The organism is Amycolatopsis sp. FDAARGOS 1241 (assembly GCF_016889705.1).
Taxonomy (GTDB): domain Bacteria; phylum Actinomycetota; class Actinomycetes; order Mycobacteriales; family Pseudonocardiaceae; genus Amycolatopsis.
Genome location: NZ_CP069526.1, coordinates 6,002,089 through 6,024,393, shown reverse-complemented (window position 1 = coordinate 6,024,393; position 22,305 = coordinate 6,002,089). Strand labels below are relative to the sequence as shown.

Annotated in this window: 20 protein-coding genes; 16 read left to right on the top strand and 4 right to left on the bottom strand. The window is 72.3% G+C overall.

Annotated elements, in window-relative coordinates; genetic code table 11:
* Positions 1-33: 33 nt before the first annotated feature.
* Positions 34-2,364, bottom strand: coding sequence for a glycoside hydrolase family 2 protein (locus I6J71_RS29620; RefSeq protein ID WP_204089872.1), 2,331 nt, complete (start codon positions 2,362-2,364; stop codon positions 34-36).
* 274 nt (positions 2,365-2,638) lie between these two features.
* On the opposite strand from I6J71_RS29620, the gene I6J71_RS29615 reads away from it, so the two are divergent.
* The 7 genes from I6J71_RS29615 to I6J71_RS29585 all read left to right on the top strand — a co-directional run bounded on the left by I6J71_RS29615 (position 2,639) and on the right by I6J71_RS29585 (position 8,764).
* The gene (locus tag I6J71_RS29615) at positions 2,639-3,124 is read left to right on the top strand and encodes a hypothetical protein (RefSeq protein ID WP_204089871.1); all 486 of its coding nucleotides are present in this window, start codon (positions 2,639-2,641) and stop codon (positions 3,122-3,124) included.
* A gap of 146 nt (positions 3,125-3,270) precedes the next feature.
* Positions 3,271-4,434 carry an FAD-binding oxidoreductase gene (locus tag I6J71_RS29610; RefSeq protein WP_204089870.1) on the top strand — a complete coding sequence of 388 codons (1,164 nt, stop codon included), beginning with the start codon at positions 3,271-3,273 and terminating at the stop codon, positions 4,432-4,434.
* Positions 4,431-4,709, top strand: coding sequence for a (2Fe-2S)-binding protein (locus I6J71_RS29605; protein WP_370541987.1), 279 nt, complete (start codon positions 4,431-4,433; stop codon positions 4,707-4,709). Before I6J71_RS29610 ends, I6J71_RS29605 begins: the two co-directional genes overlap by 4 nt.
* Positions 4,690-6,069, top strand: a complete 1,380-nt coding sequence (locus I6J71_RS29600; protein WP_239153988.1) for an NAD(P)/FAD-dependent oxidoreductase — start codon at positions 4,690-4,692, stop codon at positions 6,067-6,069. The genes I6J71_RS29605 and I6J71_RS29600 overlap by 20 nt, the downstream gene beginning before the upstream one ends.
* Positions 6,062-7,321, top strand: a complete 1,260-nt coding sequence (locus I6J71_RS29595; protein ID WP_239153987.1) for an aconitase X catalytic domain-containing protein — start codon at positions 6,062-6,064, stop codon at positions 7,319-7,321. Before I6J71_RS29600 ends, I6J71_RS29595 begins: the two co-directional genes overlap by 8 nt.
* The gene (locus I6J71_RS29590) at positions 7,309-7,734 is read left to right on the top strand and encodes an aconitase X swivel domain-containing protein (protein WP_204089868.1); all 426 of its coding nucleotides are present in this window, start codon (positions 7,309-7,311) and stop codon (positions 7,732-7,734) included. Before I6J71_RS29595 ends, I6J71_RS29590 begins: the two co-directional genes overlap by 13 nt.
* Before the next feature lie 181 nt (positions 7,735-7,915).
* Entirely contained in the window at positions 7,916-8,764 is an 849-nt protein-coding gene (locus I6J71_RS29585; protein ID WP_204089867.1) for an MsnO8 family LLM class oxidoreductase, read from the top strand.
* Positions 8,765-8,768: 4 nt separating this feature from the next.
* On the opposite strand, the gene I6J71_RS29580 is transcribed toward I6J71_RS29585, so the two are convergent.
* Together I6J71_RS29580 and I6J71_RS29575 are read right to left on the bottom strand one after the other, a co-directional pair.
* Positions 8,769-9,995, bottom strand: a complete 1,227-nt coding sequence (locus tag I6J71_RS29580; RefSeq protein WP_204089866.1) for an amidohydrolase family protein — start codon at positions 9,993-9,995, stop codon at positions 8,769-8,771.
* A gap of 16 nt (positions 9,996-10,011) precedes the next feature.
* Positions 10,012-11,421 carry an MFS transporter gene (locus I6J71_RS29575; RefSeq protein ID WP_239153986.1) on the bottom strand — a complete coding sequence of 470 codons (1,410 nt, stop codon included), beginning with the start codon at positions 11,419-11,421 and terminating at the stop codon, positions 10,012-10,014.
* 109 nt (positions 11,422-11,530) lie between these two features.
* Between I6J71_RS29575 and I6J71_RS29570 the strand changes: the two genes are divergently transcribed.
* The 5 genes from I6J71_RS29570 (at position 11,531) to I6J71_RS29550 (ending at position 15,969) form a co-directional block, all read left to right on the top strand.
* A complete protein-coding gene (locus I6J71_RS29570) occupies positions 11,531-12,439 on the top strand; it encodes a dihydrodipicolinate synthase family protein (RefSeq protein WP_204089865.1) in 909 nt (302 codons plus the stop codon).
* A gap of 3 nt (positions 12,440-12,442) precedes the next feature.
* The gene (locus I6J71_RS29565) at positions 12,443-13,444 is read left to right on the top strand and encodes a proline racemase family protein (protein WP_204089864.1); all 1,002 of its coding nucleotides are present in this window, start codon (positions 12,443-12,445) and stop codon (positions 13,442-13,444) included.
* Positions 13,441-14,334 (top strand): ornithine cyclodeaminase family protein, encoded by an 894-nt coding sequence (locus I6J71_RS29560; RefSeq protein WP_239153985.1) that lies wholly within the window; start codon positions 13,441-13,443, stop codon positions 14,332-14,334. Before I6J71_RS29565 ends, I6J71_RS29560 begins: the two co-directional genes overlap by 4 nt.
* The gene (locus tag I6J71_RS29555) at positions 14,331-15,005 is read left to right on the top strand and encodes a GntR family transcriptional regulator (protein ID WP_239153984.1); all 675 of its coding nucleotides are present in this window, start codon (positions 14,331-14,333) and stop codon (positions 15,003-15,005) included. Before I6J71_RS29560 ends, I6J71_RS29555 begins: the two co-directional genes overlap by 4 nt.
* Positions 15,006-15,342: 337 nt before the next feature.
* Entirely contained in the window at positions 15,343-15,969 is a 627-nt protein-coding gene (locus tag I6J71_RS29550; protein ID WP_204089863.1) for a class I SAM-dependent methyltransferase, read from the top strand.
* Here I6J71_RS29550 and I6J71_RS29545 read toward each other — a convergent pair whose 3' ends face one another.
* Positions 15,970-16,866 (bottom strand): oxaloacetate decarboxylase, encoded by an 897-nt coding sequence (locus tag I6J71_RS29545; protein WP_239153983.1) that lies wholly within the window; start codon positions 16,864-16,866, stop codon positions 15,970-15,972. It lies immediately after the preceding gene.
* 103 nt (positions 16,867-16,969) lie between these two features.
* Here I6J71_RS29545 and I6J71_RS29540 point away from each other — a divergent pair, with 103 nt between their 5' ends.
* The 4 genes from I6J71_RS29540 to I6J71_RS29525 are packed head-to-tail and all read left to right on the top strand — an operon-like array spanning position 16,970 to position 22,298.
* Positions 16,970-17,635, top strand: a complete 666-nt coding sequence (locus I6J71_RS29540) for a GntR family transcriptional regulator (protein WP_204089861.1) — start codon at positions 16,970-16,972, stop codon at positions 17,633-17,635.
* On the top strand, positions 17,632-19,806 hold the full coding sequence (locus I6J71_RS29535) for a hydantoinase/oxoprolinase family protein (protein ID WP_239153982.1): 2,175 nt from the start codon (positions 17,632-17,634) through the stop codon (positions 19,804-19,806). The genes I6J71_RS29540 and I6J71_RS29535 overlap by 4 nt, the downstream gene beginning before the upstream one ends.
* Positions 19,807-19,809: 3 nt before the next feature.
* The gene (locus tag I6J71_RS29530; protein ID WP_204089860.1) at positions 19,810-21,687 is read left to right on the top strand and encodes a hydantoinase B/oxoprolinase family protein; all 1,878 of its coding nucleotides are present in this window, start codon (positions 19,810-19,812) and stop codon (positions 21,685-21,687) included.
* Positions 21,684-22,298, top strand: a complete 615-nt coding sequence (locus tag I6J71_RS29525) for an isochorismatase family protein (protein WP_204089859.1) — start codon at positions 21,684-21,686, stop codon at positions 22,296-22,298. The genes I6J71_RS29530 and I6J71_RS29525 overlap by 4 nt, the downstream gene beginning before the upstream one ends.
* Positions 22,299-22,305 lie beyond the last annotated feature (7 nt).

The window sequence follows — 22,305 nt, the reverse complement described above, 5'->3', positions numbered from 1 at the left end:
CAAGCTTGTATCTAAGCGGTTGTGACCTGCTGCTCACCCGACCCAGCGGAGCACCGGCGCCGTCGTCAGAGCCGCCGGCTGCAAGTGCGCGGTGGTCTCCACGGTGAAGGTCGCCGACTCGCCCGGCAGCAGCGTGACGAGGCAGTGGTCCACCGTCGCGTCGGCGGCGAGGCGATCGGGGAACAGGCACACCTCGCGCAGGAGCGTCTCGGCGACGACGGTGACCTCGTAACCGCCGTCGAAGCCGGTGACGGTGTGGGTGAAGGCGGCTTCCGGATAGGCGATGTCCTTGTCCTCGGCGAAGAACCAGAAGGCGCGTTCGTCACCGGCGTCGGCGACCAGGAACTCGCGGGCGGGGTCGGCGGGGGTGAACTCGGGCCCCAGGACGGTGCCGGGAGCGACGGACGCCGACGCCAGTTCCTCGCCGGACACCGACATCCGGCGCACGTCGATTGCGGCCGGCGAGAAGCCGAGGGCGAACACCGTGAGGCCCTCCGGGCGCGGCTGGATCGTCAGCAGTTCGTCGGCGTAGACCTCGCGCAGCGTGTACCACAGCGGCTTCGGCCGCCCGGCGCCGTCGACCGCCGCCCACGAGGTGACGGGCCAGTAGTCGTTGAGCTGCCACACGATCGCGCCCATGCAGCGCGGCGCGTGCGAGCGGTAGTGCTCCACGGCGAGCCGGATCGCCCGAGCCTGGTTGACTTGGTTGAGGAAGTGCCAATCGTCGAAGGTCTCCGGAGCCGCGAAGTGCGGCGCGAGGCCGCGGGCGAGCTTTCCGTTGCCGTCGAAGGCTTTCTGGTGGTGCAGCACGCCGGGGGAGTCGGCAGCGAGCGGCTCGTCGTGCACGGCCTCGGCCAGTGTCGCGAACGCCGGTGGCGCCTGCCAGCCGAACTCGGACACGAAGCGCGGCACGGTGTCGCGGTAGCCGGGGTAGTCACGCTCGTTCCACACGTCCCACACGTGCTGGCAACCGTGGTCGGGGTCCAGTGCGTCGCGCTCGGGCGAGAGCGCCCACGGGCTGCCGGGCACGTACGGCCGCGTCGGGTCGAGTTCGGCGACGACGGCGGGCAGCAGCTTCTCGTAGAACCCCGCGCCCCACGGCTGCCCGGCGAGGCGCTCCTGCCAGCCCCGGTGGAACCAGCCGAGGTAGTTCTCGTTGTTGCCGCACCACAGCACGAGCGACGGGTGCGGTGCCAGGCGCGTCACGTTCTCCCGCGCCTCGGCCTCGACCTCGGCGGCGAGCACGTCCTCCGGGTAGGGCATGCAGGCGAACAGGAAGTCCTGCCACACCAGCACGCCTTTGCGGTCGCACTCGGCGTAGAACTCGTCGCTTTCGAAGATCCCGCCGCCCCACACGCGCAGCAGGTCGATGTTCACGTCCCTGGCCTGCTCGATCCGGCGCGCGTACCGCTCGGCGTCGACGCGGTGCGGGAAGCAGTCGTCGGGGATCCAGTTGGCGCCGCGCACGAACAGTGGTGTCCCGTTGACCGACAGCGTGAACGCGCCACCGGTCGTGTCCAGCGCCACCGTGCGGAAGCCGATCTCGCGCGTCCAGCGGTCGAGCACGGTCCCGTCGCCGGCTTCCAGCGTGACTTCCAGCGGGTACAGCGGCTGCTCGCCGAGTGCGTGCGGCCACCACAACCGCACGCCGGGCACGCGTGCGGTGTCACCGTCCGCCTCGACGTCCCCGACGCGAACCCGCACGCGGCCCTCGCCCTCGACCTCGGTGTGGACGGTGACGACCCCGTCGGCGCCCTCGACCGTGACCACCGGCCGCACCGAGGCCAGGCGGCCCGTCGTCACCTCGAGCCGCGCCGGCCGCCAGAGCCCCGCGGTGACGAGTGACGGGCCCCAGTCCCAGCCGAAGTTGCACGCCATCTTGCGGATGAAGTTCGAGGGTTCGCCGTCGTTCGTGCGCGGCAGCGGGTGGCCCGCCGCGCGTTCCCGCGCGTGGCGCACGGCCGAGCCGAAGGTCACCGACAGCTCGTTGCCCGTCGGGCGCAGCTCACCCGTGGGGAAGCGGTACGAGCGGTGCATGTTCTCCGTCGCGCCGAGCACCCGGCCGTTGAGCTCCACCGACGCGACCGTGTCGAGGCCGTCGAACGCGAGCGCCGCGGTGCCCGGCGCGTCCGGGCGGTCGAAGGTGGTCTCGTAGCGCCAGTCGGTGAGCCCGATCCACTGCACGAGGTCCTCGTTGCGGTCGAGGTACGGGTCGGGGATCAGGCCGGCGGCGAGCAGGTCGGTGTGCACCGAACCCGGCACCGTGGCCGGCACCCCGGAGCGCAGCCGCGCCACGAGCTCGGCCGGCACCACGGCCAGGTCGCCGGTCGCGCGCACCGTCCACCGCGTCAGGCCCATCCGCATGCCTCGCGTCCTCTCTCCCCGGCCGGCTTCGCCCCCCGCCGCGATCATGCCCTGTCTCGTTCTTGTCCACCGGCGCGAGGCGGTGCCGGGGCGCTGCTCCCAATGGTCTGAACCAGTGCTCCCTTCGCCGTGCGATGTTCCCGAACATCGGCAAATACCCTGATCTTGTCCGGTTTTCTGTCCGTCGACGGGTGATCGACCCCCGGGTGACGCTGACAGAATTCCGCGACATCGGGTGAGCAGTCGACCGCGGTTCGTCAGCGAAAGGACGCGCATGTCGTTCCCCAGAGCTGCCTTCAGGATCCTCCTCACGTTCCTCCTGGCGATGGTCGCGTTCGCCATCGCGCCGGCGGCGCAGGCAGCGCCCACCAAGGCCACTGCACCGTCGGCGCCGCCCGCGCCGGCGACCGGGCGCCGGGCGTGCCCGGAGACGCCGAAACCCGGTGAGGTCACGTGTTTCGCGCTCTTCCGCGCTGACGCTCACGGCTTCGCGCGCGCCGCCGTGCCGCAGGGCTACGGGCCGGCCGACCTCGCGAGCGCGTACGAACTCCCCACGGCCACCGGTGGCGACGGCATGACGGTCGCGATCGTCGACGCCTACGACACCCCCGGCGCGGAAGCCGAAATGGGCGTCTACCGCGCGCAGTTCGGGCTGCCGCCGTGCACCGTCGCCAACGGCTGCTTCACGCGCGTGGACCAGCGCGGCGGGCAGGACTTCCCGGGCCAGAACACCGGCTGGCAGGGACCGTCAAGCTGGTGAAGGGCCAGACGGTGACGGCGGACTTCGTCCTGAAACCGGACGCCTTCTGAGGTGTGCGCCAAGCGGGGCCGGTCCGGTGGGCCGGCCCCGCTTCCGTGCGGGGAACCGCACGTTCCGACCTTGTGCAATGTGACATACTACTGACCATGGTGGCGACGGGAAGGTCCCCCGACGTGCTCGTCGTGGGCGCCGGAGTGGTCGGAGCGGCGTGCGCGTACTACTGCGCCGCGGCCGGCCTGCGGGTGACCGTGCTGGAGCGCGGCGGGGTCGCCGGTGGGACGACCAGCGGCGGCGAGGGCAACATCCTCGTGTCGGACAAGGAACTCGGCGCGGAGCTCGACCTGGCGCTGCTCTCGGTGAAGTTGTGGGCGCAGCTGGGGGAGCGGTTCGGGCCGGGCGCGCTGGAGCTGGAGCACAAGGGCGGCGTGGTCGTCGCGCAGTCTGCGGACGCCGCGACAGGCTTGGCCGCGCTGGCCGCGGAGCAACGCGCCCGGGGCGTCGAGGCCGTGGACCTGACGCCGGCCGAGGTGGCCGAGCTCGAGCCGAACCTGACGAAGAACGTCTCCTCCGGCGCGTACTACCCGCAGGACAAGCAGGTGCAGCCGATGCTCGCGGCCGCGGAGCTGCTGCGCCAGGCCGGCCGGCTCGGCGCGCAGGTGCACACGGGCACCCAGGTGCGGGCGTTCCGGCGCCGCGCCGACGGGGCGTTCGCCGGGGTCGCCACCAACCGCGGCGACTTCTCCGCGCGCTGGCTCGTGAACGCGGGTGGCACGTGGGGCGGCGAGCTCTCGGCGCTCGCGGGCGCGCCGATCCCCGTGCTGCCGCGGCGCGGGTTCGTGCTGGTCACCGAACCGCTGCCGCGCGTGATCCGGCACAAGGTCTACACCGCCGACTATGTCGCCAACGTGGCGAGCGGTGACGCCGGGCTGGAGACGTCCGTGGTCGTGGAGGGCATGCAGTCCGGCACCGTGCTGATCGGCGCGAGCCGCGAGCGCGTCGGGTTCGACCGGCAGTTCTCGCTCGCCGTGGTGCGCAAGCTGGCGGCGCAGGCGATCGGGGTGTTCCCGTTCCTGGCCGACGTCGCGCTGCTGCGCAGCTACCTCGGGTTCCGCCCGTACTGCCCCGACCACCTGCCCGTGATCGGCGAGGACCCGCGGCTGCCGGGGCTGGTGCACGCGTGCGGCCACGAGGGCGCGGGGATCGGGCTCGCCGCCGCGACCGGGCACCTGGTGGCGCAACTGACGACGAGCGTGAAGCCCGACCTCGAGCTCGCGCCGTTCCGGGCGGATCGCTTCGAGGAGGCCGCGTGACGGATCCGGTGAGGTTCTCCTTCCGCGGCATGGAGATCGTCGCGGAGGCAGGCCAGAGCGTCGGTGCCGCGCTGATCGCCGCCGGTCACCGCTCGTGGCGCACGACGCGCCGCGAGGGCGCGCCGCGCGGGATCTTCTGCGGCATCGGCGTGTGCTTCGACTGCCTGGTCGTGGTCAACGGTGAGCCGGGCCGGCGCGCGTGTCTCACGGAGGTGCGCCCGGGTGACGTGATCGAACCGCAGGAAGGAGCGGGCCGTGGCGATCTCGCCTGCTGACTGCGATCTGGCCGTGCTGGGAGCCGGGCCCGCGGGTCTGGCCGCCGCGGTGGCCGCGGCGAGCGCCGGGGCGCGGGTGTCGCTCGTGGACGCCGGCGCGCGCGTCGGCGGGCAGTTCTGGCGCCACCGCGAAGGCGACGACGGAGCGGGCCACCACGACTGGCGGACGCTGGTGCGCCTGCGGTCCGGACTGTCGAGAGTGGACTTGCGGACGCGGCACGCGATCTGGCACGTCGAACGCACCGAAGCCGGGTTCACCGTGCACACCGACCGCGGCGAGTTCACCTGCCGCGCGGTGGTCGTCGCGACCGGCGCCTACGACCGGCAGCTGCCGTTCCCCGGCTGGACGTTGCCCGGTGTCTACACCGCCGGCGGGGCGCAGGCGTTGCTCAAGGGCCACGGTGTGCGGGCCGGCAGCCGGATCGTGGTCGGCGGGACGGGGCCGTTCCTGCTGCCGGTCGCGGCCGGGCTGGTCACCGCGGGAGCCGACGTGGTGGGGGTGTTCGAGGCCGGCTCACCCGCCGGGTTCGCGCGTTCGCCGCTGGCCGTGCTGGCCAACGCGGGCAAGCTCGCCGAAGGTGCCGGGTACCTGAAAACGCTGGTGCGCCACCGCGTTCCGTACCGCACGCGCACGGCGATCATCGCCGCCCACGGCACGGACAGCGTCGAGGGCGTGACCGCCGCGTCGCTGGATCCCGGCTGGCGGATCGTGCCGGGGAGCGCGCGCGAGATCGCGTGCGACACCGTCGCCGTCGGCTACGGGTTCACGCCCCAGCTGGAGCTCCCGCTGCAGCTGGGCTGCGACACGGCACTCGGCGCGGATGGTTCTCTGGTGGCCGTCGCCGACGACCGGCAGCGCGCGTCCGCCACCGGCGTGTACCTGGCCGGCGAGGTGTGCGGCGTCGGAGGGGCCGCGCTGTCCGTTGTGGAGGGTGAGCTCGCCGGCCTGCACGCGGCGCTGACGACCGTGGGCGCGGAGCCGGGCCGCGACACCGTCGCACGGCTGCTGCGGCAGCGGAAGTCGTTGCGCGCCTTCGCTTCGGCGATGCACGCGGCGCACCCCGTCCGGCCGGGCTGGCAGACGTGGCTCGACGCCGGTACCCAGGTGTGCCGCTGTGAGGAGGTGTCCGCCGGTACGGTGCGCGCCGCGGTGACGGAGTTCGGGGCCACCGACGCGCGGACCGTGAAGCTGCTGGCGCGGCCGGGCATGGGCCTGTGCCAGGGCCGTGTGTGCGGCTACGCGACGGCGTGCCTGGTCGCGGCGGAGTGCGGCCGGGAGCCGGTGGCGACCGACCTCGCGGGCGTCGCGGCGCGGCCGATCGCGCAGCCGGTGAAGCTCGGTGACCTCGCCCGTGGCTGAGCTCGAACTGTCCGAAGAGGACGAAGCCGCGCTCGCCGGTGCGCGCGGTGAGGCGGCTCGGCTGTGCCTGCGGATGGTGGTCGCGCTCGCGCGGGTGCGGGAAGCGCCGCGGCTGCTGACCGTCCAGAGCGCCCACGTCGACGGCTGCCTCTACCACGGACAGGCGGGCCTGGACTTCGTCGAACGGCTCGGGGAGCTGGCCGGGCGGGTCGCCGTGCCGACCACGCTCAACGTCGGCTCGCTCGACCTGCGCCACCCGGACCTCGTGCGCGCCGACCCCGAGACGGCCGCGGGAGCGCGCCGGCAGATGGCTGCCTACACCGCGCTGGGGTGCACGCCGACCTGGACCTGCGCGCCGTACCAGCTCACGCACCGCCCGGCGTTCGGTACGCACGTGGCGTGGGCGGAGTCCAACGCGATCGTGTTCGCCAACTCCGTGCTCGGCGCCCGCACCGACCGCTACGGCGATTTCCTGGACATCGCCGCGGCGATCACCGGCCGTGTGCCGGACGCGGGGCTGCACCGCGACGAGAACCGGCGCGCGACGGTCCGGCTCGACTGCGCGGTGTTGTCGCCGCGGTTGCTCGCCGAGGACGCGGCGTGGGGCGTGCTCGGGCATCTCGCCGGCCGCCTGGCCGGGAGCGGGGTGCCGGTGGTGACCGGCGTGGCGTCGGAGGTGACCGAGGACCAGCTGAAGGCGTTCGGCGCGGCGGCGGCCTCAAGCGGGGGAGTGGGGTTGTTCCACGTCGCCGGGGTGACGCCGGAGGCGCCCACGCCGGAAGCCGTTGCGGCGCCGGGGATTCCGGTGCACGTGGCCGAAGCGGCTCAGCTGCGGGCGGTGCGGGACGAGCTGACGACGGCGCGGGGAGCCGCGATCGACGCGTTGTGCTTGGGCACACCGCACTTTTCGCTGACGGAGTTCGCACGGCTGGCGGCGCTGCTCGGGAAGGGCGAGCCGTTCCGCGTGCCGGCCTACGTGACCACGAGCCGCGCCGTGCTGGTGGAGGCCGAACGCCTCGGTTACGCGGAAACCGTGCGCGCGGCCGGTGGACGGATCGTCGTCGACACCTGCACCTACCTCACGCCGATCGTCGAGGAGGACGTGCGCACGGCGATGACGAACTCCGGCAAATGGGCGTGGTACGCGCCGGGCAACGTCGGCGTGGCCGTGGTGTTCGGCTCGCTGGCCGAGTGCGTCGCGTCGGCACGGGCCGGCCGGGTCGTGCGGGACGAGGCGCTGTGGGCGAGCTGACCGGGCGCACGGTGTTCCCCGGCTCGGCGACGGGGGACCTGCTCGTGCTCGACGCGCCCCTGTCGTTCTGGGGCGGGACGGACCTCACCGGCCGGATCGTCGACGAGCACCACCCGCAGCGCGGCGCGACGCTGACCGGCCGCGTGGTCGCGCTGCCGCGGGCGCGGGGGTCGAGTTCGTCGTCTTCGGTGCTGGCCGAGCAGATCCGGGCCGGCACGGCGCCGGCGGCGCTCGTGCTCACCGAACCGGACGCGATCCTGATGCTCGGCGCGTGGGTCGCGGCCGAGCTGTACGACCTGCGGCTGCCGATCGTGGTGCTCGACGAGCGGGACTACGCGCGGCTCGTGGCCGGTTCGGGCCCGGTGTCGGTGTCGGCCGGCCCGGATTCGGCCGTTGTTGCGCCGAACCGCTGATCATCGGTCGGCGGGCGGCTTAAGCTGACGCGCGTGCTCACCGTGCCGCTGTCGATCCTCGACCTGTCGCCGATCGAGGAAGGCCGCACCCCGGCCGGAGCCCTCGCCGCCACCGTCGGGCTGGCCCGGCGCGCGGACCGGGCGGGGTACCGGCGGTTCTGGGTCGTCGAACACCCACAGCGTGGGGTCGACCGCCGCGGCCGCTCCGGGCGTGCTGATGGCGCGGATCGCTGCGGCGACGGACCGGATCCGCGTCGGCTCGGGCGGGATGCTGCTGCCGCTGCACGCGCCGCTCGCGCTGGCCGAGCAGGCCGCGGTGCTCGACGCGCTCTTCCGGGGCCGCATCGACCTCGGCTTCGGCCGCGGGTCCGGCACCCTCGACGAAACCGCGATCCGCGCCCTGCGCCGCGGCGTGCCCATGCCCGAGCACGAGGAGTACGAACGAGAAGCGGCGGAGCTGGCCGGGTACACGTCGCCGGCCGGCCGCGGCCCGGACGGCGTGGTCGTCGCCGCCGGGCACGCGAACCACGCCGAACTCTGGGTGCCGGCCTCGTCGGCCGACGGCGCGGGCCTGGCGGCCCGGCTGGGTCTGCCGCTGTCGTTCGCCCACCACCTCCGCCCGGACGACACGGAATCGGCGCAGGAGCTCTACCGGCGGGCGTTCACGCCGTCGGACCGGCTCGCCGAGCCCCGGGTGATGGTCTCGTGCCTGGCCGTGTGCGCCGAAACCGCGGACCGCGCCGAGTTCTTCACCTGGCCCTGGTACGTCTCGCTGGCGCGGCAGGCCCACGGCGACACCGGACCGCTGCCGGCAGCGGCCGGGGTCACCGCGCGCGAGCTCACGGACGACGAACGCGCCGCCTTCCGGCACCCGTGGGCGCTGGTGACCGGAACCCCGGCCGCCGTCGCTGTGCAGCTCGCGGACCTGGTGAACCGCACCGACGCGGACGAACTGCTCGTCATGACGCCGGTGTACGACCCGGCCGCCCGCGCGCGGTCGATCGAGCTCCTCGCCGCGGCGACCGGCTGAGCGCTCAGCGCCGCACGCGCACCACCCCTTCCTGCACGACGGCGGCGATGCCGGACGACGGGTTCGCGAGCACGTCGAGGCTCTCCAGCGGATTCGCCCGGGCGAGCACCACGTCGCCGGTCGCCCCGGCCGCGAGGGTGCCCAGCCTGCCTTCCTGCCGCAGCAGTTCCGCCGCCACCGTGGTGGCCGACCGCAGCACGGCACCGGGCGTCTGGACCTTCGCGCGCAGCGTGAACTCCTCCGACTGGCGCGCCTGCATGGCGCCGAGGAGGTCGCTGCCGTAGGCGATGCGCACGCCCGCGGAGTCCGCGAGCTGCAGGGCCTGGTAGCCGTTTTCCGTCACGCGCACGACCTTTTCGTACTGCTGCGCGGTGAACCCGAGTTCACGGCTCTGCTCCAGCAGGGCCTGGTACGTGATGAGTGTCGGCACGTAGAAGGCGTCGTGGGCCAGGAACAGCTCGATGGACGTCGCGTCGAGGAGGTTGCCGTGTTCGATGGTGCGGACGCCGAGACGCAAACCGCGGTTGACCGCGTCCGCGGTGTAGGCGTGGCCGGCCGTGTAGAGGTTGGCGGCGGCGGCCTCCTCGACGATCGCGGTGACCTCCTCATCGGAGAACTGCAGCGAGTCCACCCGGTCCGTCGGGCTCGCGCAGCCGCCCGACAGCATGATCTTCAGGTGGTACGCGCCCCGGCGGATCTCGTCGCGGGCGGCGCGGCGGACCTCGTCGACGCCGTCGCACACGCGGCCCAGCACGGGGATCGCGTAATGCTGGTCGTGCACGTCGCGGCCCGCAGGGCGCAGGTCGCCGTGCCCGCCGGTTTGCGACAGCGCCTTGCCGCCGAAGAAGATCCGCGGACCCGTGAACAGGCCCTCGGCGACGGCGGCCGCGATGCCGAAGTCCGCGCCCCCGACATCGCGCACGCTCGTGAAGCCGCGCCCCAGCATGTCCTTCAGCAGGTGCGAGGCCTGTGCCGCCACGTATGCGGGCGATGCGTCGGCGACCGTGCCCAGCGCGGCGCTCACCGCGTTCACGTGCACGTGGCAGTCGATCAGCCCCGGCAGCGCGAACAGGCCCGAGCCGTCCAGTTCGCCCGCACCGACGGGGCCGCCGGGATCGGGCTCCACCGCTGTGATCCGCCCGGCCGCGATGCGGATCGCGCGGGCACCGGCGACGTCGTCGGTCGCCGGGTCGACGACGCTCACGTGCCGGACGGTGAGATCGGCTGCCATCAGTGCACCTCCAGGTTCAGTCACGTCCGATCGTCTCCTGTCCGATCGTTTCGAGCGAGCGCCCGGTCGTGCGCTGCCCGAACACCGCCACCACGGCGGCGCCGATCAGGAGCAGCACCAGCAGCATCGTGAACACGCCGCCGAAGCCGACGGTGCTGTAGGAGAACCCGATCACGATCGGTGCGATGATGCCGCCGACCCGTCCGATCGCCGACGCGACGCCCAGGCCGGTGGTGCGGATCATCGTCGGGTAGATCTCCGAGGTGTAGGAGTACTCGAGCGCCGCGTTGCCGTTCATGAAGAACGACAACACGATCCCCCACACGAGGATCTGCGTGCTGCTGCTCGCGAACGCCAGCCCCAGCGCGCCGACCGCGCCGCCGGCCAGGTAGATCACGATCGTCCACTTGCGTTCGAGGCGTTCGCTCACGAACGCGGCCGAGTAGTAGCCGGGGATCTGCGCGAGGTAGATGACGATGGAGAACAGGAAGCTCTTCGAGATGTCGAAGCCCTGCTTCACCAGCAGCGACGGGATCCAGGTGAAGAAGCCGTAGTAGGTGAAGATGGCGACGAACCAGTAGATCCACGACGTGATCGTGGTCTTGCGCAACCCCGTCGACACGAGCGAGCGCAGGTTCGACGCCACTGTGCCCGACGACACCTGGACATCTTCGTCCTGTGTGGACACCTGCGGTGCCGGCAGTGGCCCGACGCGCTCGCGCACCTGCCGCTCGATGTCGGACACCACGAGCTCCGCCTCGGCGACGCGCCCGTGGACGTGCAGGAACCGCGGCGATTCCGGCAGCGTGCGCCGCCACCACAGCAGCATCAGGATCGGCACCGACGTGAGCACCTGCACCCAGCGCCAGCCGTGCGGCACGTCGCTGACCACGAAGTAGCCGAGCAGGCTCGCGAACACGTAGCCGAACGCGAAGAACCCGGCCAGCGATCCGACGTAGCGCCCGCGCACCCGAGAGGGCACGAACTCCGAGAGGTACGGCGCGATGATCGCGCTCTCGGCGCCGGTGCCCATCCCCGCCACGACGCGGGCGACGAACAACACCGCGAAGTTCGGCGCGGCGGCCGCGACCAGGCTCGCGACGCTGTACAGCACGAGTGCGCTGACCATCACCTTCCGGCGGCCGATCTTGTCGCCGAGGATGCCGGCGCCCAGCGCGCCGAAGAGGAACCCGATGAGCAGGCTGCTGCCCAGGATGCCGGTGGCTCCGCTCGAGAGCCCCCATTCCTTCGTGACCGACGGGAGGATGAAGGCGACGATCGCTCCGTCCATCGCGTCGAAGGTGTAGCCGAGGCCGCCCGCGAAGAGCAGCTTGTAGTGGAACCGGGAGAGGGGCAGGCGCTCGAGCCGGGCCGCCATCACGTGGGATGTCAGCTGCTGGGGCGCCGCACCGGTTGTCTCGGGCATGGGACCTCCACGGCGGGGAACGAGGTCAGGCCACTGTACAATGTCACATGACACATGACACATGGCACGATGAATTTCCGACGGATTTCACCGACTTGCTGGAGGGCTCATGACGGGGCGCGAAAAGCCGTGGCACGGCGTGCTGGTGGCGGCGGCACTGCCGTTGCGGGAAGCCGGGCCGGGTTCGCTGGCCGTCGACTTCGCCGCATACGCCGAGCATGTCGCCTGGCTGGCCGAGAGCGGCTGCGGCGGTGTCACCCCGAACGGTTCGCTGGGGGAGTACCAGACGCTGAGCGCCGAGGAGCGCACGCGCGTGGTCCGCACGGCGGTCGAGGCGGCGCCCGAGGGCTTCACGGTGATGCCGGGCGTCGCGGCCTACGGGTCCGCCGAGGCCCGGCGCTGGGCCGAGGACGCGGCCGAGGCCGGCTGTCCGGCGGTGATGTTGCTGCCGCCCAACTCCTACCGAGCCGACGAGCGTGCGGTGATCGCGCACTACCGCGAGGTCGCGAAGGCCGGCGTGCCGATCGTCGCCTACAACAACCCGCTCGACACCAAGGTCGACCTCGTGCCCCAGCTGCTGGCCGAGCTGCACGCCGAAGGCCTGATCGTCGGGGTGAAGGAGTTCTCGGGCGACGTGCGGCGACCGTACCGGATCGCGGAGCTGGCGCCGGAGCTCGATGTGCTGTGCGGCGCCGACGACGTGCTGCTGGAGCTGGCGATCGCGGGTGCGCCCGGCTGGGTCGCGGGATACCCCAACGCGTTCCCGAAGGCCACGAGCGAGCTGTGGGCCGCGGCGTCGGCGGGTGACCTGGAGAAGGCCGTGCCGCTGTACCGGCTGCTGCACCCGCTGCTGCGCTGGGACTCGCTCACGGAGTTCGTGCAGGCCATCAAGCTGAGCATGGACATCGCGGGCCGCTACGGTGGGCCGTGCCGGCCGCCGCGGGTGCCGCTCACGCCCGAGCAGGAGAAGACGGTCCGCCAGGCGACCGAACGAGCGCTCGAGGAAGGGCTTACCTAGACCATGCGCGCCAAGCGGGTGTTCCACGCCGTCGACTCCCACACCGAGGGCATGCCGACCCGCGTGATCACGGGTGGGGTCGGCGTCGTGCCGGGGACCACGATGTCCGAGCGCCGGCAGCACTTCGTCGAGCACCTCGACCACCTCCGGCAGCTGCTGATGTACGAACCGCGCGGGCATTCGGCGATGAGCGGCGCGATCCTGCAGCCGCCGACGCGCGAGGACGCCGACTGGGGCGTGCTGTTCATCGAGGTCTCCGGGTGCCTGCCGATGTGCGGGCACGGCACCATCGGCGTGGCCACGGTGCTCGTGGAGACGGGCATGGTCGAGGTCGTCGAGCCGGTCACCACGATCCGGCTCGACACCCCGGCCGGGCTCGTGGTCGCCGATGTCGCCGTGCAGGACGGGGCCGCGCGGTCGGTGACGATCCGCAACGTGCCGTCGTTCTCCCTGGGGCTGGACCGCAAGGTCGACGTGCCGGGCTTCGGCCAGGTGCGCTACGACCTGGCGTTCGGGGGGAACTTCTATGCGATCCTCGGGCTCGAGGAGCTGCGGCTGCCGTTCGACCGCGCCGAGAAGCAGCGGCTGCTCGACGCGGGACTGTCCATCATGGACGCCATCAACACCCACGACCGGCCGGTGCACCCGGTGAACCCCGAGATCTCGGGCTGCCACCACGTGTACCTCGCCGCGCCGGGTTCGGACGCGCGCCACTCACGGCACGCGATGGCCATCCACCCGGGCTGGTTCGACCGCTCGCCGTGCGGCACCGGCACCAGCGCGCGGATGGCCCAGCTGCACGCGCGCGGCGAGCTACCGCTGCACACGGACTTCCGCAACGAGTCGTTCATCGGCACGCATTTCATCGGGCGGCTGGTGGAGGAGACCACGGTCGGAACCCTCCCCGCCGTGGTGCCCACGATCACCGGCCGCGCGTGGCTCACCGGCACGGCGCAGTACTTCCTCGACCCGGACGACCCGTTCCCCGCGGGGTTCCAGCTGTGATCGAGGTGCTCGACGCGCGGCCGTCGATGACTTCGGCGATCGCGGCGCTGCGGTCGGCCCTGGCGGACGGGCTCGACCCGGCGGCGGACCCGGCGCGCGCGGTCGTGCCCGTGCCGAGCGGGCAGTTCCTGCTGATGCCGGCGTTCTGGGGTGACTACGCGGGGGTGAAGGTCGCGACGGTGGCGCCGGACAACCCTGCGCGCGGGCGGCCGCGCATCCAGGGTGAGTACCTGCTGCTCGACGGCCCGACGCTGACGCCGTTGGCCGTGCTGGACGGGGTGGCCCTGACGTCGATCCGCACGGCGGCGGTGTCGGCGGTGGCGGTGGACGCCCTGGCGCCCGCGGACGCGTCGCGGCTCGTGGTGTTCGGCACCGGTCCGCAGGCGGCGAGCCACGTCGAGGCACTGCGGGCGGTCCGGCCGGTGGAGGAGGTCGTGGTCGTGGGCCGGTCTTCGGCGGAGTCCTTCGCCGCGGCGTGCGGTGGCCGCGTCGGGACGCCGGCCGACGTCGCATCGGCCGACCTCGTCGCGTGCTGCACGACGGCGTCGTCGCCGCTGTTCGACGGCTCGCTGGTCGCCGACGGCGCGGTGGTGGTGGCGGTGGGTTCGCACGAGCCGCACGTCCGGGAGGTCGATTCGGCGTTGGCCGGCCGCTCCGCGGTCGTGGTCGAGGCGGTTGCGACGGCGCTGCGGGAGGCCGGTGACGTGGCCCTGGCTGTTTCCGACGGGGCGCTGGCGCCGGACGCGCTGCTGCCGCTCGCCGACGTCGTGCGCGGGAGTGCGTCGGTGCCCCGGTCGGGGCCCCGGTTGTTCAAGAGCGTGGGAATGGCGTGGGAGGATCTGGTGGTCGCCGCCACCACCTACCAGGCCGCCCGGGGAGAACCACGTTGACGACGGAGGAGCACCTCACGCTGACGCTGCCCACCTTCGGCGTCCAGCGCAACCTGCGCGACCAGATCACCCAGACGCTGCGCGCGGCAGTCATCTCCGGTGAACTGCGCCCCGGCGTCGTCTATTCGGCACCCAGCCTCGCCACCCAGTTCGGCGTGTCCGCGACTCCCGTGCGCGAGGCGATGCTGGACCTGGTGAAGGAAGGCCTGATCGACACGGTGCGCAACAAGGGTTTCCGCGTCACCGAACCGTCCGAAAAGGACCTGGACGACCTGAGTGAGCTGCGCGCCCTGATCGAGGTGCCCACCATCCGCCACCTCGCGTCGACCGGCGTCGAGCCGGCCGTCATCGCCGAACTGCGCCCGCTGGCCGCCGGCATCGAACGCGCGGCGGCCGACGGCGACCTCATCGCTCACGTCGCCACCGACATGCAGTTCCACCTGCGGCTGCTGGAACAGGCGGGCAACCCGCACCTCGTGGAGACGGTGCGGTCCCTGCGCTCGCGGTCGCGCATCTACGGCCTGCGCGGGCTGGCGGAGCGCGACGAGCTGGTGCCGTCGTCGCACGAGCACGCGGTGCTGCTGGACCTGATCGAGGCCCGCGACGCGGACGGCGCGGAAGACCTGATGCGCCGCCACATCCGCCACGTGCGCGGCATCTGGGCCGAGTAGCCGGTACCGCCACCGGACGGCGCCGCCGGGTAGCCGGCCTTGGCCGCGGCGAGCGATCGTGGGGTAGCACCGGCAACCCGGGACCGATCCCGCGTGGCGCCGGCGGCCCCCGCGCGCCGGTACGTCCCGGCGGTGCGCTCGAGCGGGCCCGGGCACAGTGCCCGGCGGCGTCGGCCCCCTGTGCGCGCAGTTCGCCGACGCCGCCGGACGGGACCCCGGTCCTCCTCCGAATCCCCCGAAGCAGCCTCGGCCCGGGGGCAAAGCGTGTCAACCGGCGGAAATTCACGCCGGGTCTGTGCCAGAGTGGACCGTCGACAGCTGACGAGGGGAGTGTGGAATGAGCGAGGAAGCAACGGCGCAAGAACTGTTCGACGCGATCGGCGCGGACTACGAAGCGGCGTTCGGCCGGCCGCCCGTGGTGGATGCCGCAGTGCGCGACCTGCTCACGACGCTCCCGCCGGGCTCACGCGTGCTCGACATCGGCAGCGGCACCGGCCGCCCGGTCGCCGAGGACTTGACGGCGGCCGGCCACCACGTCACAGGGCTCGACGTGTCGGGCGAGATGGTCCGCATCGCCCGCGAACAGGTGCCCGCGGCCGAATTCCTCCACGTGGACGTGCGGAAATGGGAGTCGGCGCCGGACAGCTGGGACGCGATCTGCGCGTTCTTCCCGTTCCTGCAGATGACCCGCGCCGAGACCGAGACCGTGCTCGGCAAGATCGCGGGCTGGCTCAAACCGGGCGGGCAGTTCGCGCTCATCACCGTGCCCGCCGACATCGAGGACGTGCCGCTCGAGTTCCTCGGCCACGCCGTGCGGCTCACGAGCTTCGCCCCCGACGACCTCGAACAGCGGGTCCGGGCCGCCGGGCTCGAGGTGACCGGTACGCGGTCCGAGATCTTCGAGCCCGGCAAACCCGGCGCAGAGCCGGAGGAACACCTCCTCATCACCGCGCGCAAACCCTGATCACTCGCCGGAGAAGCGCTGCTCCAGCTCCTGCACCTCGGGCAGGCCGATGAGCGTCGTGAACTCCTCGAACGTCGGCACACCCACCAGCGCGGCCGCCGGGGTCCCGTCGCGCCGCACGACCTCCAGCAGTGACCGGATGCCCGCCGTCGCGGCCAGCAGGGTGCCGATCGGGTAGAGCACGAGGGAGAAGCCCAGCTCCGCCATGCGCTCCAGCGGCAGCGGCGGCGTCCGGCCGCCCTCGGCCCAGTTGAACACGAGCGGCGCGACGCCGTGCAGCTCCGCGGCGACGCGCTCGATGCTCTCCTCGCTCGTCGGCGCCTCGACGAACAGCACGTCCGCGCCGGCGTCCGCGTAGGCCTTCGCGCGACCGATGGCGTCGTCGAGGCCGTGCACGGCCGCGGCGTCCGTGCGGGCGATCAGCACGAAGTCCGGGTCCCGGCGCGCGGCGGCGGCCGCGGTGATCTTGCCGACCATCTCCTCGCGCGAGATCACCGCCTTGCCCGACATGTGGCCGCACTTCTTCGGCATCACCTGGTCTTCCAGGTGGATCGCCGCGACGCCGGCCTGCTCGTAGGCGCGCACCGTGCGCACCACGTTGATCGCGTTGCCGTAGCCGGTGTCGGCGTCGGCGATCACGGGGACGTCGACCGCCGAGACGATCCGGGTCGCGTTGTCGATCATCTCCGCGCCGGACAGCAGGCCCACGTCCGGCCGCCCGATGAGCGACGCGGTGGTCCCGAAGCCGGTCATGTACACGACGTCGAAACCGGCCTGCTCCACCAGGCGGGCCGAAAGCGCGTCGTACGCCCCGGGCGCGACCAGCGGCGCACCGGCCGTCAGCAGCTCCCGCAGCCGCTTGCGCGGGGTTGCGGCGGCACCGAGCAGATTTCCCACGGAACTCCTCCTTGTATACATCTGAAGCGAAACTACGCCCGAAGCCTTGCGCCGGACAAGACTCCCGCTTAGATTGCACACAATCTGCGAGACGGAGTGACTGGTGACACAAACAGCGACGTCGACCACGCGTGCGGTGGACGCCTTGCGCGAGCTGATCCTGCGGGGCGAGTTCCCGGCCGGTTCGCGGCTCGGCGAGGTCGAGTTGGCCGCGCGGCTGGGCGTGAGCCGGACCCCGGTGCGCGAGGCGCTGACCCGCCTCGCCGCCGAGGGGCTCGTGGAGCTCGTCCCCAACCGCGGTGCCCGCGTGTGCCAGTGGAGCGTCGAAGAGCTGGACGGCATCTTCGAGCTGCGCACGCTGCTGGAACCCCAGCTCACCGCGCTCGCCGTCCCGAACGCGGGCGCCGCGGACCTCGCGGCGCTCGACGAGCTCGCAACGCGCATGGTCGAGGTCGGCCACCCCGGGCCGGGGCAGGACCTCGACGCGCTGGTGCCCCTCAACCGCGAGTTCCACGCCAAGCTCGCGGAACTCGCCCGGCACCCGGCGCTCGCCGGGGCGCTCGCGACCGCCGTCCACGCGCCGGTCGTGCTGCGCAACTTCCACACCTACGACGAACAATCCCTGCGGCGCAGCCTCGCGCACCACGTCGAGATCGTCGCCGCCCTGCGCGCCGGCGACCCCGAGTGGGCGCGGGCCGTGATGACCGCCCACATCCGCAACGCCCGCGCGGTCATGGTCCGCGCAGCTGAAGATCAGGAGAACCCGTGACTCATCTCCTCAGCCACACCATCACCGCGGCCACCACGTCCTCCCAACGGCAACCACAGCGCGAGATCGGCTCCCAGGCGATCTCGCACGCCTCGGCGGAGCCGAGGCCAAATTACCGGCTCGGTGTCGACGTCGGCGGCACCTTCACCGACGTGCTGCTGGTCGAGGAGACCACCGGCACCACGTGGCGGGCGAAGACCCCGTCGACCCCCGCCGACCAGTCCGTCGCGGTCCGCAACGGCATTTCGAAGGTGTGCGCCGATGCGGGGATCGCCCTGAGCGAGGTGGCGCAGGTGCTGCACGGCACCACGGTCGCCACCAACGCGATCCTCGAGGGCAAGGGCGCCCGCGTGGGGCTCGTCACCACGCGCGGGTTCCGCCAGGTCCTGCAGATCGCGCGCTCCTACGTGCCGGGCGGGCTCGCCGGCTGGATCATCTGGCCGAAGCCGGAACCGTTGGCCGCGCTGGAGAACACCGTCGAGGTCGACGAGCGGATCGCCAGCGACGGCGCCGTGCTCCGCGAGCTCGACGAGGCCGACGTGCGGGCCCAGCTGGAGAAGCTGCGCGGGCGCGACATCCAGGCGCTCGCCGTGTCCCTGATCAACTCCTTCGCCGACCCGGCGCACGAACGCCGCGTCGCCGCGCTCGCCGCCGAAGTGTTGCCCGGCGTACCCGTGTCGCTCTCCTCCGAAGTGCTGCCCGAGCTGCGCGAGTACGAGCGCACGGTCACCACCGTCGCCAACGGTTACGTGCAGCCGCAGGTGAAGAAGTACGTGGAGACGCTGGCGAGCGAGCTGTCGGCCGGCGGGGTGCGGGGCGAGCTGGCGATCCTGCGCAGCGACGGCGGCCTGTCGGCGGCCGACGCGGCGGCGTCGGCGCCCGTGACGATGCTGCTGTCCGGCCCGGCCGGCGGCGTGACGGGCGCGGTGTGGGTCGCCGAACAGTGCGGCCACCGCGACCTGATCACGTTCGACATGGGTGGCACGTCCACCGACGTCGCGCTGGTGCAGGATCTCAGCCCGCGCATCGGCCGGGAGACGCAGGTGGGTGACCTCACCGTGCGGGCGTCCAGTGTGGACGTTCGCACGGTCGGCGCCGGCGGCGGCTCGATCGGCCACGTGCCCGAGCTGACGAGGGCGCTGCGCGTGGGCCCGCAGTCGGCCGGTGCCGACCCGGGGCCCGCCGCGTACGGCAAGGGCGGCACCGAACCCACGGTGACCGACGCCAACGTCGTGCTCGGCTACCTGCCGGCCCAGCTCGCCGGCGGCGAGATCACGCTCGACGTCGAGGCCGCCCGCGCGGCGGTCGGCAAGGTGGCCGACGCGATGGGCCTGCCGAGCGTCGAGGCGGCCGCCGCGGGGATCATCGACATCGTCAACGAGAACATGCTCGGCGGCCTGCGGCTCGTCTCGGTGCAGCAAGGTTTCGACCCGCGCGAATTCGCGCTCGTGGCGTTCGGCGGCGCGGGCCCCTTGCACGCCAACGCCCTCGGCAAGCTCACCGGCGCGTGGCCGGTGATCGTGCCGCCGTCGCCGGGGGTGCTGTGCGCGCTGGGCGACGCGACCACGAGCCTGCGCGACGTCGCGGCCCGCACCGTCCTGCGCCGCTTCGCGGACCTGACCGGCACGGAGCTGGCCCAGATCCTGCGCGAGCTGGGTGACGAAGCCGGCGGCCGGCTCGCCGAGCAGGGTCTCGACCGCGCCGACCAGACGCTCGGCTTCCAGGTCGACGTGCGCTACCACGGTCAGGGCTTCGAGATCCCGGTCGAGGTCGACGCCGCCGCGCTCGGCACGCCCGATACTGCGCTGGGCCTGATCGCCAAGCAGTTCGACGGCGAGCACGACCGGCTGTTCTCGTTCCTGCTCGGCGTGGACCACGAGCTGGTCAACGCGCGAGCCACGGTCACCGGCCCGCGCCCGTCGGTGGCGCCGGTGACGCTGCCCGAGGGCACCGGCGACCCGGCAGCCGCGCTCGTGGACACGCACCCGATCCACGTGTCCGGCAAGCAGCTCGACGCGAAGGTCTACGACCGCGCGAAACTGCTGGCGGGCGACGTGGTCGCCGGCCCCGCGATCGTGACCGAAATGGACTCCACGACCCTCGTGCTGCCCGAGCACGCCGCCACCGTGCACGCGTCCGGCAGTCTCCTGATCACCCCACTGGAGGGCTGAACCTTGGCACGCATCATCGAGACCGCGACCAGCGCCGTCGAGAAGTCCGAAGTGGACCCGGTCACCCTCGACCTGATCGAGAACGGCCTGCGCAACGCCCGCTACGAGATGGACGAGGTGCTGTTCCGCACCGCGCTCTCACCCGGCATCCGCGAGCAGCACGACGAGTTCCCCCTCATCGGCGACCCGAGCGGAAAGATGGTCGTGGGCCAGTTCGGTCTGTCCATCCCGGACTTCCTCGAAGGCTTCGACGACACCATCGAAGAGGGCGACGTGCTCATGACGTCGGACCCGTACGCGTGCGGCGCCGCGATCAGCCACGCCAACGACTGGCTGCTCGTCATGCCGATCTACCACGAGGGCCGGCTGGTCGGCTGGGCGTCGATGTTCGGGCACATGTCCGACGTCGGCGGCAAAACGCCGTGCTCGATGCCCACCGACGCGCGCACGATCTACGAGGAGGGGGTGGTCGTCCCGCCGTTCAAGCTCTACCGCAAGGGCGAGCTGAACGAGGACGCGCTGCGGATCATCCTCAACCAGGTGCGCATGCCCGACTGGAACCGCGCCGACCTCAACGGCCTCGTTGCCGCGTGCCGCACGGCGTCGCGGCGCGTGGTGGAGATGTGCACGCGGTTCGGCACGGCGACGTACCTGTCCGCTTTGGACGCTCTGCTGCAGCGCAACTACGACGCGATGAAGGTCCTGCTGCAGACGGTGTTCGAAGACGGCAAGACCATCAGTTTCACCGACTACATCTGCGACGACGGCGTCGGCTTCGGGCCGTACGAGCTGAAACTGTCGCTCACCCGCCACGGCGAGAAGGTGCACCTGGACTTCACCGGCAGCTCGCCGCAGGCCGCGGGACCGGTGAACTACTACATCAACGAGAACCTGACCCGGATGTTCTTCGGGATCTACATGATCACCGTCGCCGACCCGCAGATCCTCTGGAACGACGGGTTCTACCCGCTGGTCGACGTGACCATCCCGGACGGTTCGTACTGGAAGCCCAAGCACCCGGCGTCGCTCAACGGCCGCAACCACGGCATCGGGCGCGTGTTCGACCTGTTCGGGGGGCTGCTGGGCCAGACGAACCCGGCGCTGCTCAACGCCGCGGGCTTCTCCTCCAGCCCGCACTTCATGTACTCGGGCTATTACTCCTCGGGCGAGCGCAAGGGCGAGTGGTTCCAGCTGTACTCGATCGGCTTCGGCGGCATCCCCGGCCGGCCGCTCGGCGACGGGCCTGACGGGCACTCGCTGTGGCCGAGCTTCGTCAACATCCCGTGCGAGTACCTGGAGTCCTACTACCCGCTGCGCATCGAGCGCTGGGAGACCGTCGCCGACACCGGCGGTGCCGGCCTGCACCGCGGCGGCAATGGTGTGGACGTGACCTACGTCTTTTCCGAACCCGGCACGATCGCCATCCACGACGACCGCTGGCTCACCTACCCGTGGGGTGTCAACGGCGGTGCGCCCGGCGCCCGCGGCACGAAGTGGCTCGAACGCGCCGGGGGCATGAAGGAGGTGCTGCCCAGCAAGTGCCACGACGTGCCGGTGCACCCGGGAGACGTGCTGCACTTCGTCACCTGGGGTGGCGGCGGCTGGGGCGATCCGCTCGAACGCGACCCGGCGCTGGTGGGTCTCGAAGTGGCCCGCGGACTGGTCACTGTGGACGGTGCCCGCGGCTACGGCGTGGTCGTGGCCGAAGACGGCACTGTGGACGAAGGGGCCACGCAAACCCTGCGCGACCAGCTGCGCGCGTCGCGGCCGGCCGAGCTCCCGGTGTTCGACATGGGCCCGCCGATCGAAGAGCTCCTGGCCAACTGCGAGGCCGAAACCGGCCTGCCCGCGCCGCAGCGGCCGGTCTGGTCGGCGTCGTGAGCGGGCCGCACGGGTCCGCGTTCTCCGGCCGGCTCGGCTGGGGCGCGCGGCCCGCGCTGCTCGTGATCGACCTCGTGCGCGCCTACACTGAACCGGGCGGGCCGTTCGAGCTGCCTTCGCCGCAGCCGGCGATCGAGGCCACGCGCCGGTTGCTCGAAGCCGCCCGCACGCACGGCCACCCGGTCGTCTGGACGTCGGTCGCCTTCACACGCGGGCTCGCCGACGGCGGCCTGTTTGTGCGCAAGGTGCCGGCGCTGGCGGCGTTCGAGGAAGGTGCCGAGGGCGGCTGGGGCGAGATCGGGCCGCTCAAGCCCGAACCCGGTGAGGTCGTGGTGGCGAAGCAGTACGCGTCGGCATTCTTCGGCACCTCGCTGGCGTCCACTTTGGTCACGTCCGGAGTGGACACGCTCGTGGTGACGGGAGTGTCGACCTCCGGCTGCGTGCGGGCGTCGGCGATGGACGCGCTCAACCACGGGATCCGGCCGAAGGTCGTCCGCCAGGCCTGCGCCGACCGCACGGAAGCCGTGCACGAGAACAACCTGGTCGACCTCGACGCGAAGTACGCCGACGTGGTCGACCTCGAGGAAGCGCTGGCGCACTTGGCTTCCTGAACGCTGG

What these genes read in the sequence shown, in the direction of transcription:
- I6J71_RS29620 (WP_204089872.1), bottom strand. Translation starts at nt 2,364, where the DNA reads ATGCGGATGGGCCTGACGCGGTGGACGGTGCGCGCGACCGGCGACCTG.
- I6J71_RS29615 (WP_204089871.1), top strand. Translation starts at nt 2,639, where the DNA reads ATGTCGTTCCCCAGAGCTGCCTTCAGGATCCTCCTCACGTTCCTCCTG.
- I6J71_RS29610 (WP_204089870.1), top strand. Translation starts at nt 3,271, where the DNA reads ATGGTGGCGACGGGAAGGTCCCCCGACGTGCTCGTCGTGGGCGCCGGA.
- I6J71_RS29580 (WP_204089866.1), bottom strand. Translation starts at nt 9,995, where the DNA reads ATGGCAGCCGATCTCACCGTCCGGCACGTGAGCGTCGTCGACCCGGCG.
- I6J71_RS29575 (WP_239153986.1), bottom strand. Translation starts at nt 11,421, where the DNA reads ATGCCCGAGACAACCGGTGCGGCGCCCCAGCAGCTGACATCCCACGTG.
- I6J71_RS29570 (WP_204089865.1), top strand. Translation starts at nt 11,531, where the DNA reads ATGACGGGGCGCGAAAAGCCGTGGCACGGCGTGCTGGTGGCGGCGGCA.
- I6J71_RS29565 (WP_204089864.1), top strand. Translation starts at nt 12,443, where the DNA reads ATGCGCGCCAAGCGGGTGTTCCACGCCGTCGACTCCCACACCGAGGGC.
- I6J71_RS29550 (WP_204089863.1), top strand. Translation starts at nt 15,343, where the DNA reads ATGAGCGAGGAAGCAACGGCGCAAGAACTGTTCGACGCGATCGGCGCG.